Genomic DNA, 15,424 nt, shown 5'->3' with positions numbered 1-15,424 from the left:
ATATGAAATCGATACAGATAAAAGGAAATCAGACGGGTCTGTTTATCATAGGAGTCGTACTGATCCTATGCATGATACTTGTCTCCACACTCGACAAACCTGCGGCTAAAGCGACTGAAGGCGACGGCATCATCACGATTGTGATGCCCTATAGCAGCAAATGGCCGCTGCTGAGTACGGATGAGGCCATGATCGGTTTTGAGAATCTCGAGGCTTTTGTAAACGACTACAGGATCGGAAACGACAAAGATGTGAAAATCAAGATCAAATACATAGATACGACAGACTACAACCAATATATCACAGAGCGCAATTCCATGCTGATGAGCGATAATCCGCCTGAACTGTTTTTCATCAGCGATGCGTACATAAACGACATTCAGATCAAATCCGATCTGGGCGCCCTACTGGACAGCGGCATAGGGGTGGATCTATCAGACAAACTTGAAAACTACGACCAGCTTGAAGAGGGATTGAAGTTTTCTACCTATCTGCCTGTGGGCATTCATTCCGAACAGGGAATATACGACAGGGACGCCCTGATATCGCTTGGTATCGACGAAACCGTGCTTTCTTATGACAGCCATAAGTTAAAGGAGATCTTCGACAGGTTTGTAGAAGTCAAACAGCCCGAGCTGGATTTTATGAGTTACAGCACGCTCTGGAGATTGTACTTTGGAATCGACCACTTCATCGACAGTAAGACGGGTCTTGTAGACATCGACACCCAAGAGATCATGGAGGATCTTTTGGACCTCAAGCTCAAGATCGCCTCGAACCAGATCAGGCTTGAAAGGAAGACCAGCTATGAAGAACAGCTCTCAGCGCTTGACAACCCGACAGAAAAGAAGCGGGATGAGATATACAGCCGTATGACAGAAGGCGGGTATTACCCCGTATATGGACAGACCAATGCGAATTTTGCAAATCCCAATCAGATAGGAGATATGGTCTACAGATCCAGAAGGTTCAGATACATCATGTCGCGCAGCAGCTACAGGTCCATCGGTTTCATCGCCAACCAGCAATCTGGCGACATCGAGGCCGCATATGACTTTTTAGATTACTGCATCAGCTTCAAGAAGCAGCTGAGCAATGTTCAGTATCTGGGTAATTACAGCGGAATGGTCAACAGAAGCGACACCGAGGCGCTCAAGACCGCTGAACGTAAAAACATGAGCCTTGACCCCAGGGCGCAGGAGCTCAGGGACCTCTTCTACAGCAGGCTAAATAGTGGAGAGCTTATTCATGTGCAGCAGAATTACGACATCATCAGCAGTTTTTCAAATGAGTTATATGACCTTGTGAGGCACTATCTGCTTAGCGACGAGCTGACTGAAAACGCCCTTGAGACAAAACTGAAAAAACTGAAGAGCGTCTATATGTTTCAGCTAATGGAATAGGAGTTTTACATGAACATAGCAAAGAAAAAGCGAATTGCGATGATAGCGCTGGTGGGGATGGTCTTACTGGTTATGATCATAGGCACTTCGATGGGGCAGAAGACTCAAAAAAACGAACCCAACCGAAAACTTGTCATTCTGATGCCTTATCTGAACACCGATTTCTTATTTGAAAGTCAAAAAAGGGATTCAGGCCTTGAAAACATCGTCGAATACGTACACAGCTTCGAGCTTGCGATGGAGCCGGATTTTGAGATTGAAATCAGATACATAGACACGACAGATGAAAGCACCTATATCTCACAGCGCAACAGCAACCTGCTTGGCGACGACCAGCCCGAGCTGTTTTTCATCAGCAACTGGAGCGACGAGGGCGCATTCGTCAAGAGCTATGCGGACGAGCTTATCAAAAGCGGAAAAGCGCTCCCTATAGCGGACAAGCTGAAAAACTACAAGTATCTCTTCAGCGGGCTTGATTACGAGTACTACCTGCCTGTGGGAATCGACTCCTTGGTGCCCGGTTACACCGATGCGGTGGCATCCGAGTACGGTTTCAAGTTCAATGAAAACGAGGTGACGATCGACCAGGAAGTGACCATGCTCATGGACTGGTTTGAAAAGGACAAGAAATACTACGACTGGATGACCGACAGGATCATCTTTGAAGGAATCATCAATCCCATCGGAATGATGAGTGAGGACTTTATGAAGGTGGAGACGCCCATCGACGAGATCATGGATACCGTCGACCGTCTAAAGGCGGTGTTCGAGGACGAGATGATGATAGTCGAACAGGGCATGCTCTATGAAGAACTGGTCGATTATTATAAACGATATGCCAATAGGTACTTCAGGAGCGGAATCGAATACGGAAAAATGAAAAACAGCTATCCCATGGATTTTATCAGAAAAGCCAACCTGACGCAGCCAAAACATCTGGCGATCGAGTATTATGATGGCGGAAGCACCTATTATAGAAACAACCCCAGGGCCATCAGGTCTGTGGGATTCATGGTCAACAAGGACGGCGGTGACCTGGAGGCTGCATACGAGTTTTTAGACTATCTGATCAGACCGGCTCCTCAGTTGAGCCATTACCTGTACTACGGAGCCTATAGCGGCATCGTGACCACAAACGCCGTACCAGTGGTAGAGGCCGAGGAAAAGATAGCCCACACCTCTTATCAGGCGATGACCCAGTGGAAGGATTTTTATAAGCTTATCGGGACGAGGAAAATTCCCCATATCACCACAGAAGACGTGGCCCTGATCAATGAATTCGATCAGGGGGTGACGGATCTGATCAGGCGCTACCTCCTGATGGACGACATCAAACGCACGGAGTTGAAACGAAAACTGTACGAGATGATCAATACCTATGAATTTAGACAAGTAGAATAGTGGGGGGCTTTGATGATGATAAAACGACTGAAATCCTCGCTGTCGGCCTATACCTTTATGAGCGTGCATCTGATCGGCTTCGCAATCTTCTTTGTGATCCCGTTTTTCAGCATGGTACTCTACTCCTTTAGAAAAGGCTTTTTCGATAGCAGTTTTGCAGGCTTTACAAATTACATAAAGATTTTCAACAACATACCTTTTCAGCTGGCGCTGAAAAACAACGCGATCTTCATGCTTGTCGCGATACCGCTGATTGTCATGTTTTCATTTGTCATCGGTTTCCTCTTGTATGAGCTGAAGGTTCCGCGGTGGATAAAACTTGCCTTCATACTTCCGATCTTCATCCCTTCGGGTGCGGTCATCGGATTTTACAGGTCCTTCTTTACGGATATGCTCGAATCGGAGCAGGTCATGATCGCGCTGATCCTGATCTTCATCTGGAAGAACCTCGGCTACAACCTGATCATCTATCTTGCGACATTCGGATCGATGCACAGGGACATCATGGACTATGCGAAAGTGGATGGAGCGAATTTTATGCAGACCATCTATCACGTGGTATGGCCTATGACCATTCCGTCCACCTTCTTTGTCGTCATCGTTTCGATCGTCAATTCCTTTAAAGTCTTTAAGGACATCTACCTCTTACAAGGGAACTATCCGAATCAGGCGATCTACATGGTTCAAAACTTCATGAACAATAAATTCAGGGATCTGCAGGTGGAGCAATTATCCGCTGCGGCAGTCGTCTTCACATGCTTTCTGTTCGCAGGAGTGCTGCTGTTCTTGACGATTGAGAGAAGGTATCTAAGGAAGGTGAGTAGGGATTGAGTAAAAAAATTGCAACATGGGTGCTCGGGCTCCTAGGAATCCTATTCATGGTTCCTCTTGTCCACCTACTGTTAAACAGCTTCATGGGAGCCTCGCAGATCAATTCGGAGACCTTGTCCTTCATACCCGAAAGTTTTGATCTGCAGCAGTACTACCGTATCGCCATGTACAAGAGTCAGTACTTCAAGTTTTTCTTCAATTCGGTGAAAATCACAGGGACCATCATCGGACTACAGCTCCTCATTAGTGTGACAGCGGCATACGCCTTTGCAAAGCTTAAGTTCGTAGGCAGAAACACCCTGTTCGCCATCTATCTTATGATGCTGATACTACCCTTTCAGGTCACCTTTGTTCCCAACTACCTGATGATGAAAAAAATAGAGGCTTTGCTTAGTTTTCAGCTGCTCGACACCCATCTGGCGATCATCCTGCCGGGAGTCTTCTCGTCACTTGGCGTCTTCCTTTTAAGGCAGTTCATCATGGACATACCCGATGCCCTGATAGAAGCTGCGAGAATCGACGGAGCGAGCGAGTTCAAGATATTCTACCAGATCATTCTACCGACGATAAGACCCGCTGTCATCACGCTGCTCATACTGATCTTCATCGACAGCTGGAATGTGATCGAGCAGGCGATCGTCTTTATCGAATCGGCGGATAAGATGCCGCTATCGGTGTTTTTAGAAAGCATCTACTACAGCGACAAGGAAGTGTTCTATGCCGGGGCGGTACTGTTTGTCGTACCGGTGCTCTATTTGTTCAATAAGTTCGAAAAATATCTAGAAGATGGATTTAGCATTGGGGGAAGAATCGTATGAAGGATTTATGGATCTATAAAATACTCAAGAACATCATCATCGGATTTTTGGTGGTCGTATTCATGATAGGGGTCTTCAATCAGGCGCTTATCAATTATTTCATACCTAAGGTATACCTTGAGGAAGTCGTCGAGGGAGCCCGTATCTATAGTAGGAGAGCCGTCGTAGGATCTGCTGAAGCGAAGAAGATCGAGACCATAAAACTCGGCAGGGATGTCATCGTCGAAAAGTTCGAATACTTGACGGGACAGTATATTAAAATAGGGATGCCTCTTTTTAAGATCGATCCGAACTTTGGGATAGAGGACATCAGTGCGATCATCCAGCCGGTCAAGGACCAGCTACAATCGCTAAACGCCCAGAGCGCTATCGCAAGCGAACGACTTGCAGGCAACAGGGAAAAGCAGGCTTTGACAAAGTCTGAGATTGAAGATTCACAAAATATGCTTTTGCAATATAAGATCCTCTTCGAGCAGAATGCGATTTCAAAATCCGAGTATGACGGCCACCAAAAAAGCCATCAGGCGCTCAAGGACCAACTGACCTCCCTTGAGATGGAAAGCACCCAGCTCGTATCTGAAATCAGAGGGCTGAAAACCCAAATAGAGGCCGCTGAGGCTTCCTTGGGACAAGAGCAGGTGCTGCTCGAGTACATCGACAACGTCGATGAGCAAGGTGTCTTCTATTCGCCCTATAACGGCGTTATCTTGTCGCAGGCTCCTCCAGGAGACATTATCGACGGATCCCAGCCTATCATGGAGGTCGCCCTTGTAAACAGCTATCAGGACGTCTATTTCAATCTTCTGGTTTCACAGGAGCTTGCCGACGACCTGGGCATGTACCGTACCTTCTATTTCGCTCAGGACAACGCTCCTGAAGAAGAATGGAACAAAGTTCAGGTCATCTATAAAAGCTACATACCTGTCGGAGACAAGATACTTGTCAGATTGGAGTTCAAGGATAAGAACGGAATCCCCTACATGGGTGACGAAATCAAAGGGGATCTGATCACCCGTACCCCCCTTGTACAGTATGTTGTTCCTAAAAGCGCTATCCGCCAAAGCTTTGATGATATCGAAGGCGGTGGAACCTTCGTATACGTTGTAGAAGAAAAGCACGGAGTACTTGGAACCGAGCAGGTGGTGAAGGAGATTCCGGTCACAGTAGGTGCGTCGGATGACTACTATATCGCTGTAAATTCAACTGCTGCAAGACTTAGAAACCTGCAAGTGGTCAAAAATCTGAATTACCGGATTACAGATAACCAGAGAGTGCTTGTAGTTGAGGAGTAAGTCATGAAATCTAAACTATTCTTATTGATTCTCAGCTTTACCCTGATCGCCTATAACGCGGTCTGGTACCAAGGACTGAGCGGAAATTACAACAAAAATACGCTGATCGCCACGGTGGATGATATTCTCTTGTCCCGCGTGGATATGTTTGTCGAAAAATCGGGCGTTGTGGATGTCATGGTCAATTACCAGCGCGGGCATGGAAGCGGAACGCTTTACATGCAGTCGGGCTATTTGGGGACGTTTGAAACCATCGACCTTCTTTACGGAAGCTGGACCCTTGACGACGAATCTAAAAACATCATCATTGGGGAGGACATCGCCGACGCCTATTATTCGCAACTGACCTGCATAGGAAGAACCTTTGTCATGGCAGGAAAGGAATATAAGGTGGTCGGCGTGGTGAATGACAGCGACGACATCTATATCGGATTTGACGAAAGTCTACAGGAAGGCTACTGGGATATGAAGCACTTCCTGATGCTTCCACCAAAGGGAATGGATGCTGAAGAGTATATCGATCTTGCCGCCTATGACCTGTCGCAGAACATGATCGCATATAGCCAGCTGAATCTTGTAAAGTGGCAGATGGATGTGTTTGGAAACAGTGCCTGGATTATCGGCCTAGGAGTTCTCGCGTATGCGGTGGCGACTTGGATAAGACTGGGGTTGAAGACTTGGAGAGGGATTGCCAAGCACTATATGGCCAAAAGAAACGATACCGATTTTATTGAAATCGTAAAACCTATTTGGCAGGATATCACGTTTCTTCTGATACTTATTGCGGGCTCGCTTGTGACGGCAAGGCTGATCCTTTATGGTCTAGGAAAACTCAGTATCAGTTCCAATTACCTGCCTCAGAACCTGTTGAGCGTCGAAAGCTATTATGAGCTCTTCAAACGGCACTTCAATGGAATCGTATCGGGAATGAGGTACGGCATGGACACGCTGCAGATTACAAGCATCTGGGCGGTTGTCGGTGAGATCGCCCTGAGCCTAGCGATGAGCGTGACCTATCTTTTACGGTTCAGCTGGAACGAACACCTTGAATGATGTAAGATTAATTTAAACATCTTTTAAGAAGACATTTATTTGAAACCTAGCGTATAATGAAAGTAGCCGAGTGCTACTTTTTTTATATGCTACTTTTTAATTCGAGGTGAATAATGAAAAGAATAATTCGATTTATTTCAATCATAATGATCATAGCAGTCCTAGCCATCACTTACAGCGTGGTCACCTTTGATCCGTCAAACAGCAGCTATACGCTTGGACCGGAGCTTTACGCCCAAGTTGAGGATAGAGAGGAATATGCAAGACTTAATGAGGTCTCAGGTGAATTCATCCAGATGCTTGTCATGATGGAGGACCAAAGGTTCAATAGCCATTTCGGCTTCGATCCCATCGCAATCGCCCAGGCCATGGTCAGAAACATCAAAGCCGGCGAGCTCGAGGCTGGTGGAAGCACGATCACCCAGCAGCTTGCCAAGAACCTCTTCTACACCCAGGACCAGAATATCAAAAGAAAGGTCTATGAACTCTGGACGGCGATCCGACTCGAACAGATGTTTACCAAGGACCAGATCATTGAGATGTACATCAATGTGATCTACTACGGATCGGACGCTTACGGCATTTCACAGGCGTGCAGGACCTATTTTGACATCACTCCGGCAGAGCTTACAAGAGAACAGGCCGCGATTCTTGTAGGTCTGCTGCCTGCGCCAAGTGTTTATAATCCCATAGATGGTCCAGAGATTTCCTCGCAAAGAAAAGAACTGGTCCTAGATCTGTTTGAAATTGAAATCAACGAAAAATAAAGAGACGATTTAAAAGTTGAGAACGTTTTCACAAGCCGTTACGTTTATTTAAATTGTTAAACAGCAAAAAGGGGCGTATAATGGGTTAGATTAGGCTCAGAAAATTCCTGGGCCGCATGAACGGATTAACGTTTGTAGAAAGAGAGCGTTTTATGAAAAATAAAATTATCAATGTAGCAGTAATCGCCCACGTAGATGCGGGTAAATCTACCCTTGTAGATGCATTACTAGCTCAATCCGGCGTATTTAGAGCCAACGAGGAAGTTGTAGAGTGTGTAATGGACTCCAACGATCTTGAAAGAGAACGTGGAATCACGATATATGCAAAAAACTGTGCTATCAGACATAACGATTATAAAATCAACATTGTAGATACTCCAGGCCATGCCGACTTCTCTTCAGAAGTTGAGCGTATCATCAAAACTGTAGATACTGCGATTTTACTTGTAGATTCTAGTGAAGGTCCAATGCCACAAACGCGTTTTGTACTTAAAAAGGCGCTTGAGCAAGGATTAAAACCGATTCTTATGATCAACAAGATCGATAAGAAGGACCAACGTGCCGAAGAAGTAGTAGACCTTACCTTCGATCTGTTCGCAGATCTTGGAGCTACTGAAGAGCAGCTTGACTTCCCTATCGTTTACGGTATCGCACGTGAAGGTATCGCAAAAAGAGAAATTGAAGATGAGAGCGATAACCTTGAGCCGCTGTTCGACCTGATCACTGAGCATGTCCAAGCGTATCCGGACCTTGATTCCGAGCCGCTTCAGATCCAGATCTCTTCACTTGACTATGACGACTACATCGGTCGACTTGGAGTCGGAAGAATCTATAAGGGTGTTGTAAAAGCAGGCCAGCAGGTAGTTGTTTCCAAAACTGACGGCACGCTTAAAAAAGCGAAAATCGCAAAGCTATTTGTAAATGAAGGTTTAAACAGGGTGGACTCGCAAGAAGCGTATTCTGGCGACATAGTCGTTATTTCGGGAATGTCTGACATCTCGATCGGCGAGACGATCGGTGTGGAAGGCAAGATTGAACCACTGCCGCTAATCGTTATCGAAGAGCCGACCCTATCCATGAACTTTTTAGTAAACGACTCGCCATTCTGCGGATTGAGCGGTAAGTTCTTGACATCGCGTCACTTGAACGCGCGTCTTGAAAGAGAGCTTGAGACCAATGTGGGTCTAAGGGTTGAAGAACTTCCTTCTAAAGAAGGTTTCAAAGTATCGGGTAGAGGTGAGCTCCACCTTTCTGTACTTCTTGAAAGCATGCGTCGTGAAGGTTACGAGCTTGCTGTTTCAAAACCTGAAGTACTGATAAAAGACATCGACGGCGTCAAGCACGAGCCATTCGAGAGAGTGATCGTCGACGCTCCAGACGAGTACGCAGGTACCGTCATCGCAAGCCTTAACAAACGTAAGGGCATGATGGAGACGATGCACGCAGAAAACGGATATACCCGTGTCGAGTTCCTTGTTCCAACACGTGGTCTTCTCGGATACCGTTCGGAGTTCATCAACGAAACGCGCGGCGAGGGCATCATGGTACGTTCTGTAGACAGCTTCAAGCCGCATGTAGGTTTGATCCCAGGCCGTCAGAACGGCGTGTTGATTTCTCAGTGCAAGGGTTCTACGATGGCTTACTCGCTGTTCAACCTAAGCGACCGCGCGCAAATGTTCGTGGGTCCTGCTGTGGATGTTTACGAAGGTATGATCATCGGTAGAAATTCACGTTCTGACGATATGGTCGTCAACCCTACAAAAAACAAAAAGCTTACCAACACACGTGCTTCCGGTTCGGATGACGCTGTGAAGCTGATTGCTCCAAAGACCTTCTCACTTGAGGAAGCGCTGGAGTTTATCGAAAGCGACGAGCTGGTTGAAATCACTCCTGACACGATCCGTCTTAGAAAGAAACACCTCTTGTTCCAAGACCGTGTCCGTGCGATGAAAACAATGAACCAAGAATAATAAACTTAAGCCGTCTCGCTATGAGACGGCTTTTTTATATGGCATAATAGAAAGAGCGACAAGTAATAGGTTTGAGCGGCATAATGAATTAATGAACATAAAGCGAGGTCAAGCGATGGCGATTAGATTGTTCGTAGATAGCACATCCTATCTACCCAAGCAGTATATAAAGGAAAACAACATAGGAATATTGAGTCTTAGCGTCAATTTTGAAGACGAGTCCATACTTGAAACGGAAGCGGATTACACCTATTTTTATGAAAAGCTTGCAAGGGTTCAAAAGCTACCTACATCGTCTCAGCCGAACATCCAGATGATAGAGGATGAGTTTAGAAAAGCGCTCGATCAGGGCTATGACATCTTTTTTGTGACCCTGTCAGCAGAGATGAGCGGTACCTATCAGACGGCCAAGATGGTGGCAACAGAGCTTATGGAGTCGTACCCGGGACAGTTTATCGAAGTGGTCGACTCTGAGTCGAACTGCATGCAGCTAGGACTTGCCGCCATGGCGGCAAATGATGCGATCCTTTCAGGCAAGGACAGGCTGGAGATCATCGACGCGATCGAGGCGACAAAGAAGAGAACCCGTTTTCTTTTTACGCTGGAGACGCTCGAGTTTTTAGAAAAAGGCGGACGGGTAGGCAAGGCGTCAGCCCTCCTTGGAACACTTCTAAACATCAAACCGATACTGACTGTGGATGAAGGCAAGACGGATTCTGTGACCAAGGTGCGCACTAAGAAAAAAGCGATTAAGTCTATCGCGGAGTTTTTAATCGCGGATGCCAAGGAGTATGGAATCAAGCATGCCTACATACACCACATTCAAAATGAAGAAGGGGTCAGCCTTTTAAAAGAGCTTTTAGAGGACGTTGTGAGCATCGACACCGTCACTGAGATAGGACCTGTTATCGGAACCCACGTGGGACCGGGAGCTATCGGCGTGGTGTATGAGACGCAGAACGAGTTGAGGTAGATGATGAAAAGATATGAGTGGCTGCTGTTCGACCTTGACCATACCCTGCTCGATACGGACACCGCCGAAAGACTTGCGCTTGAGAAGATCTTTAAAACCGTCACAGACGATGTGACAGAAGAGATGGTTGCGGTTTATAAAGACATCAACCGTAAACTTTGGAAGATGCTCGAGCAGGGGGAAATCGAATCCGAAACCATCAAATACAAGCGGTTTGAAGACTGGCTCACCCACTATGGAATGGATGGCGATCCGAAAACGATCGGTTACGCCTACCTAGATGCCTTGTCTGAAGGAAGTCAGCTATTTGAAGGTGCCCTGGAACTGGTCGAAAAGCTGTCAAAGAAGTACAGGCTGGCAGTGATCACCAACGGGATCGTTCACGTGCAGAAACCAAGACTTGAAGCTTCCGGACTTAAGCCTTATTTTAAGAAACTCTTCATCTCCGAAGAAATAGGCGTGTCAAAACCGGCAGTCGAGTTTTTCGATATCGTGCTTAAGGGCATCGGGGCTAAAAAAGAGGAGTGTCTCGTGATCGGTGACTCCATGTCATCTGACATAAAAGGCGGACTAGACTCCTTGATAGACACGTGCCACATGAATTTTCACCATAAAAAAGAAGCCCCTTATGCTTCGACCTATACGGCTTGCAGCTATCAGGAACTTCTTGAACTGTTAGAGTGAGTTTGAAAGGTCCAACAATTTGATAAGATCGTCACGTATGCGCTGGGTAAACACATTCAGCGCATTTTCCTTTTCACAGTAGGATGTATTGCCGCCTGTCACCGCATGGTTGACGCAGGTCAGAATTTCGATGACCGTCTTCTTGTCGTCGCCTGAATGATCGAAGTCGTAGGTGCGCAAGTAGATTTCAAGATCGTAGAGGTAATGGCTCATGCTTCTCAAAGTCTTGGCCTGTAGGATCGCGGTTTCGACGGAATCCTTTCTTATGCGGCCCCACTTGAGCATCGGATCCTTGAGTAGGTCGGTCAGCAGCGTGAGCGTCCAGTCGATATCGTTGAACAAGTTGGCGAGGCTCAGGTAGTCGCTGTCATCGAGGTGGTCCTGGGTGGTCAATTTTTCTAGCAGGCTTCTAACATGCTTGTGGTAGCGGTATTTTAAAAAACCGATCCTGTTTGCTGGTAGCTTTGGGCTAAGCACGAACGAAGTGAGGATGTTGAATACCATGGCAAAGAGGATGCCTGATGTGAGCGCTGTGATTCTGACGATCATCGTCATCAGGATATCGGGATCGCCAAGAGTTGTGGTCTGCACAAACTGCGTCATGTAGATGCCGGTGAATAGCGCCACGACCGAAACCTCTCTCCAGTTATGGGACAATGTAAAATAGAGGATTGCGGACATCGAGATCGCAAGCCCCAAGGGGTTGATTCCGACGACTGCGATGATGACTGCCGTAAGGACGCCTCCGATGACGGTCGCCCTAAACTGATCGAGTCCTCTTCTAAAGCCTGTGATGCTGATGGGCTCGAGACTCATCATGAGTCCGAATAGAAATGAGATCATGTCCTTATTGGCGATGGGGATCTTAGCGCCGAGCCAAAAGGCGAACAACATGGCCAGTCCCGATTTTACGATAAAGGAACGGGTATTCAGGTAAGTTGCTTCTTTTGAAAGCGTGATGGACTGCTTTAAGGTTTTTTTTGCCATGCTATTCCTCCAGGTCGACTCTCCTAGGCCCTATGACATAAGGGTCTTTTAACTCTTAGTCCATATATACCTAAATGAACGTCGTACAAACGAAAAAAAACCATACAAGCGTATGGTGAGGTTGTGGTGCTGTGTTTAGGATAACAAGCTCGTCACCATGATCACATGCGAGGTGCTTCCCGCCAAGATCAGTATATGGAACCATTCGTGAAATCCTATGTGCGTGGTGCTTACCCACTTGGGCTTCGCGGCATAAATGACAGCGCCTACGGTATAGAAGATGCCTCCTGTGACAAGCATGGAAAACGCCAGGGTGGAAAGGTTCTGGTAAAGCGGCCATATGGCTACAAGCGCCAGCCAACCCATGATCACATAGAGCATGGTGTAGATCTTACGGGGCATGTTAAACCACAACCATTTGGCTGTGATGCCCAAGATGGCGATAGCCCAGATGCTTGAAAGGAAAAGGATGCGCCATAGGCCGTCCAGCGCCAAAAGGCATACCGGCGTGTAGGACCCTGCGATCAGCACATAGATCATGGTATGGTCGAGTTTTCTCATAAGTGCGATCTTTTGAGCCGAAACAACCAGTCCGTGATAGAGACCGCTCATGGTATAAAGGGCAATCAGCGATACGCCGAAGATGGTGGCTCCTATGATAAACAGGGCATTGCCGATAAGCGCCCCCCGGATGATAAAGAACAAAAGGACGATTGCGGAAAGTACTGCCCCAATCAGATGTGATAGCGAATTGAATGGTTCTCTTAGTCGTGACATGTAATACCTCCTTATATAGTATCTGATACTATATAAAGAATAACACTTTTCAAATCCTTTGTAAACATGTAAACTAGTTTATATAGTATTTAATACCACATGGAGGCATGACATGGCAAAAATACATGAACTTCTCAGTCACAGCAGTAGGTCAGCCGAAAGGATACCCGAGATTCCGCTTTACATGGATCAGGTGCTTTCGTATCTGGATGCCTCGCTTGAAAACCTCAAACGAAGTGAAAACGAACCCTGTATCACAAAAACCATGATCAACAACTATGTAAAGGCCGGACTCCTTCAGGCGCCTGTAAAAAAGAAGTACACACGGTCGCACATGATGGCGCTCACCATGCTCTACCGGCTGAAGTCGGTGCTGCAGGTAAAGGACATAGAGGCTGTGCTGGGAGAGCAAAAAGAAGAAGGACTCGAGATGCTATACGAGGAATTTCTGATGATTGAAAAGGAGATCGGCAGGAATCTGAGTGAGAAGTACGAGAATTTCGATTTTGAAGATGAGGACAGTATCCATAAGGCCATCCTTCAGCTTGCCGTGGAAGCGGACATGAACAAAAGGCTGATGGAGCACCTGATAGACAAATTGTAAGAGGTTAAAGAGATGACAAATGAGATGTCGACGGATCTTGTCGACTGGTACCACAAGCACCACAGGATACTGCCTTGGAGAGAAACGGACGACCCCTATGCAATCTGGCTCTCAGAAGTCATGCTGCAGCAGACGAAGGTCGATACGGTCATCCCTTACTACACAAGGTTTCTAAAAGCCTACCCTACCGTGCGGGACTTGGCGGATGCGGACCTTGACGATGTCTTGAAGCTATGGGAGGGACTCGGCTACTACTCGAGGGCCAAAAGGCTTATTCCCTGTGCGAGGATGGTTGTAAGCGAGTACGGAAGTAAGTTTCCAGACAGCAAGAACGAGCTTTTAAAACTGCCGGGGATCGGATCCTACACAGCCGGGGCGATACTTGGAATCGCCTTCAACATCAAGGAACCTGCTGTCGACGGGAACGTTTTTAGAGTGGTCTCCAGACTTGACCGTCTGAAAGACGACATCGCAAGGGCCAAGACCAAAGACGTGTTCGAGGGACGGCTTTTAAAGATACTCCCCGATGACATGAGGGCTTTCAATCAGGCCATCATGGAACTTGGGGCGATGATCTGCACACCTAAGAACCCCAAGTGCGAGGAGTGTCCCATAAGGACCTATTGCAGTGCTTATCGAGTTGGTGATATACTGGAATACCCGGTGAAAACAAAAAAAGCAAAAGCGGTCCTAAAGGATGTAAGGGTCGCACTTGTCGAGTTCGAGGGGAGATACCTCATGTACCAGAAAGCACCGGATGGTCTGATCGGCGGATTCTGGGCTTTTCCCCATCAGGTGGGTGAAGGTGACGAGGGCGAGTCGAACGAATCGGATATCGTTTCTGAAAACTTTGACTATAGCCTGCAAGGCGGACTTGAAATCGGCACCGTAAAGCATGTGTTTTCGCATCAGATATGGCAGATGACGGTTGTGCATTATAAGGCCGACGCTTATTTTTATGTCGATGAGCCCAAAATGACTTGGGTTAGTGTGGACGAAATGGACACGCTTGCGATTTCGACAGCCATGAAAAGAGTCATTCAGCTGATAAGACATGAATGAGTTGTCCTGTATGGGGGTAATAGTCAATTGCGGATTTAATTCAACTACTTTCATTAAATGAAAGACATAGAAAGGATGAACAAAAATGAGTAAACATCTACACATCATGGCTAAAGCAGGAGAAATCGCTGAAACGGTACTCTTGCCTGGTGATCCCTTAAGAGCAAAATTCATCGCGGACAATTTTTTAGAAGATGCGGTATGTTATAACACGGTCAGAGGCATGCTCGGCTATACAGGTACATACAAGGGCAAACGCGTATCCGTTCAAGGAACTGGTATGGGTATGCCTTCCATATCGATCTACATCAACGAGCTGATTACGGAATACGGAGCAAAACAGCTGATCAGAATCGGCAGCTGCGGTTCGATCAAAGACGATGTCAACTTAAGGGATATCGTTCTTGCGATGAGCGCTTCGACGACATCCGGCATTAACAAGCGCAGGTTCCCGAACATGGACTACGCTCCAACAGCCAATTTTGAACTCCTTAACAAGGCCTTCCAGATAGGGACAGAGAAGAACTACCCTATCAAAGTGGGAAGCGTTCTGACAAGCGACCTGTTTTATGACGATGGTGGCACAGACCTTAAGCGTCTTGCGGACTACGGTCTGATCGCTGTAGAAATGGAAACGGCCGAGCTTTATACGACTGCAGCTAAACATGGCGTTAAGGCGCTTGCGATCATCACCGTATCAGACCATATCTTCAAGGGGCTTGAAACAACTCCTGAAGAAAGACAAGAGACCTTTACAGAAATGATGGATATCGCACTGGCACTGGCTTAATTATTTTAGGAG

At 46.8% G+C, this 15,424-nt stretch carries 15 protein-coding genes; 13 read left to right on the top strand and 2 right to left on the bottom strand.

Annotated features, from left to right (window positions below; genetic code table 11):
• Positions 1–2: 2 nt before the first annotated feature.
• The 10 genes from DWB64_RS16500 (at position 3) to DWB64_RS16455 (ending at position 11,192) form a co-directional block, all read left to right on the top strand.
• Entirely contained in the window at positions 3–1,403 is a 1,401-nt protein-coding gene (locus DWB64_RS16500; protein WP_129489346.1) for a hypothetical protein, read from the top strand.
• Positions 1,404–1,412: 9 nt separating this feature from the next.
• Positions 1,413–2,804 carry a hypothetical protein gene (locus tag DWB64_RS16495; protein ID WP_129489345.1) on the top strand — a complete coding sequence of 464 codons (1,392 nt, stop codon included), beginning with the start codon at positions 1,413–1,415 and terminating at the stop codon, positions 2,802–2,804.
• 12 nt (positions 2,805–2,816) lie between these two features.
• A complete protein-coding gene (locus DWB64_RS16490) occupies positions 2,817–3,635 on the top strand; it encodes a carbohydrate ABC transporter permease (RefSeq protein ID WP_129489344.1) in 819 nt (272 codons plus the stop codon).
• On the top strand, positions 3,632–4,453 hold the full coding sequence (locus DWB64_RS16485; protein WP_129489343.1) for a carbohydrate ABC transporter permease: 822 nt from the start codon (positions 3,632–3,634) through the stop codon (positions 4,451–4,453). Before DWB64_RS16490 ends, DWB64_RS16485 begins: the two co-directional genes overlap by 4 nt.
• Positions 4,450–5,745 carry an efflux RND transporter periplasmic adaptor subunit gene (locus tag DWB64_RS16480; RefSeq protein ID WP_129489342.1) on the top strand — a complete coding sequence of 432 codons (1,296 nt, stop codon included), beginning with the start codon at positions 4,450–4,452 and terminating at the stop codon, positions 5,743–5,745. Before DWB64_RS16485 ends, DWB64_RS16480 begins: the two co-directional genes overlap by 4 nt.
• Positions 5,746–5,748: 3 nt before the next feature.
• Positions 5,749–6,798 carry an ABC transporter permease gene (locus tag DWB64_RS16475; protein WP_129489341.1) on the top strand — a complete coding sequence of 350 codons (1,050 nt, stop codon included), beginning with the start codon at positions 5,749–5,751 and terminating at the stop codon, positions 6,796–6,798.
• Positions 6,799–6,911: 113 nt separating this feature from the next.
• Entirely contained in the window at positions 6,912–7,565 is a 654-nt protein-coding gene (locus DWB64_RS16470; RefSeq protein WP_129489340.1) for a biosynthetic peptidoglycan transglycosylase, read from the top strand.
• 152 nt (positions 7,566–7,717) lie between these two features.
• Positions 7,718–9,535, top strand: coding sequence for a translational GTPase TypA (typA, locus tag DWB64_RS16465; protein WP_129489339.1), 1,818 nt, complete (start codon positions 7,718–7,720; stop codon positions 9,533–9,535).
• A gap of 115 nt (positions 9,536–9,650) precedes the next feature.
• Positions 9,651–10,508 (top strand): DegV family protein, encoded by an 858-nt coding sequence (locus DWB64_RS16460; protein WP_164980463.1) that lies wholly within the window; start codon positions 9,651–9,653, stop codon positions 10,506–10,508.
• 3 nt (positions 10,509–10,511) lie between these two features.
• Positions 10,512–11,192, top strand: coding sequence for a YjjG family noncanonical pyrimidine nucleotidase (locus DWB64_RS16455; protein ID WP_164980462.1), 681 nt, complete (start codon positions 10,512–10,514; stop codon positions 11,190–11,192).
• On the opposite strand, the gene DWB64_RS16450 is transcribed toward DWB64_RS16455, so the two are convergent.
• On the bottom strand, positions 11,184–12,179 hold the full coding sequence (locus tag DWB64_RS16450; protein WP_129489336.1) for a hypothetical protein: 996 nt from the start codon (positions 12,177–12,179) through the stop codon (positions 11,184–11,186). The two genes, DWB64_RS16455 and DWB64_RS16450, sit on opposite strands and share 9 nt — an antisense overlap.
• A 135-nt stretch (positions 12,180–12,314) precedes the next feature.
• Positions 12,315–12,956 (bottom strand): hemolysin III family protein, encoded by a 642-nt coding sequence (locus DWB64_RS16445; RefSeq protein WP_129489335.1) that lies wholly within the window; start codon positions 12,954–12,956, stop codon positions 12,315–12,317.
• A gap of 112 nt (positions 12,957–13,068) precedes the next feature.
• Here DWB64_RS16445 and DWB64_RS16440 point away from each other — a divergent pair, with 112 nt between their 5' ends.
• The 3 genes from DWB64_RS16440 (at position 13,069) to deoD (ending at position 15,412) form a co-directional block, all read left to right on the top strand.
• Positions 13,069–13,560, top strand: coding sequence for a DUF1836 domain-containing protein (locus DWB64_RS16440; RefSeq protein WP_129489334.1), 492 nt, complete (start codon positions 13,069–13,071; stop codon positions 13,558–13,560).
• 12 nt (positions 13,561–13,572) lie between these two features.
• Positions 13,573–14,622, top strand: a complete 1,050-nt coding sequence (gene mutY / locus DWB64_RS16435) for an A/G-specific adenine glycosylase (RefSeq protein WP_129489333.1) — start codon at positions 13,573–13,575, stop codon at positions 14,620–14,622.
• An 85-nt stretch (positions 14,623–14,707) separates the two neighbouring features.
• Positions 14,708–15,412 (top strand): purine-nucleoside phosphorylase, encoded by a 705-nt coding sequence (gene deoD / locus DWB64_RS16430; protein ID WP_129489332.1) that lies wholly within the window; start codon positions 14,708–14,710, stop codon positions 15,410–15,412.
• The last annotated feature ends 12 nt before the right edge of the window (positions 15,413–15,424 follow it).

It is taken from the genome of Fusibacter sp. A1 (genome assembly GCF_004125825.1).
GTDB lineage: Bacteria > Bacillota > Clostridia > Peptostreptococcales > Acidaminobacteraceae > QQWI01.
The sequence above is the reverse complement of the archived record's forward strand: the minus strand, read 5'-3'. Positions and strand labels throughout refer to the sequence as shown.

What these genes read in the sequence shown, in the direction of transcription:
- DWB64_RS16500 (WP_129489346.1), top strand. Translation starts at nt 3, where the DNA reads ATGAAATCGATACAGATAAAAGGAAATCAGACGGGTCTGTTTATCATA.
- DWB64_RS16495 (WP_129489345.1), top strand. Translation starts at nt 1,413, where the DNA reads ATGAACATAGCAAAGAAAAAGCGAATTGCGATGATAGCGCTGGTGGGG.
- DWB64_RS16490 (WP_129489344.1), top strand. Translation starts at nt 2,817, where the DNA reads ATGATGATAAAACGACTGAAATCCTCGCTGTCGGCCTATACCTTTATG.
- DWB64_RS16480 (WP_129489342.1), top strand. Translation starts at nt 4,450, where the DNA reads ATGAAGGATTTATGGATCTATAAAATACTCAAGAACATCATCATCGGA.
- DWB64_RS16475 (WP_129489341.1), top strand. Translation starts at nt 5,749, where the DNA reads ATGAAATCTAAACTATTCTTATTGATTCTCAGCTTTACCCTGATCGCC.
- DWB64_RS16470 (WP_129489340.1), top strand. Translation starts at nt 6,912, where the DNA reads ATGAAAAGAATAATTCGATTTATTTCAATCATAATGATCATAGCAGTC.
- typA (WP_129489339.1), top strand. Translation starts at nt 7,718, where the DNA reads ATGAAAAATAAAATTATCAATGTAGCAGTAATCGCCCACGTAGATGCG.
- DWB64_RS16460 (WP_164980463.1), top strand. Translation starts at nt 9,651, where the DNA reads ATGGCGATTAGATTGTTCGTAGATAGCACATCCTATCTACCCAAGCAG.
- DWB64_RS16455 (WP_164980462.1), top strand. Translation starts at nt 10,512, where the DNA reads ATGAAAAGATATGAGTGGCTGCTGTTCGACCTTGACCATACCCTGCTC.
- DWB64_RS16450 (WP_129489336.1), bottom strand. Translation starts at nt 12,179, where the DNA reads ATGGCAAAAAAAACCTTAAAGCAGTCCATCACGCTTTCAAAAGAAGCA.
- DWB64_RS16445 (WP_129489335.1), bottom strand. Translation starts at nt 12,956, where the DNA reads ATGTCACGACTAAGAGAACCATTCAATTCGCTATCACATCTGATTGGG.
- DWB64_RS16440 (WP_129489334.1), top strand. Translation starts at nt 13,069, where the DNA reads ATGGCAAAAATACATGAACTTCTCAGTCACAGCAGTAGGTCAGCCGAA.
- mutY (WP_129489333.1), top strand. Translation starts at nt 13,573, where the DNA reads ATGACAAATGAGATGTCGACGGATCTTGTCGACTGGTACCACAAGCAC.
- deoD (WP_129489332.1), top strand. Translation starts at nt 14,708, where the DNA reads ATGAGTAAACATCTACACATCATGGCTAAAGCAGGAGAAATCGCTGAA.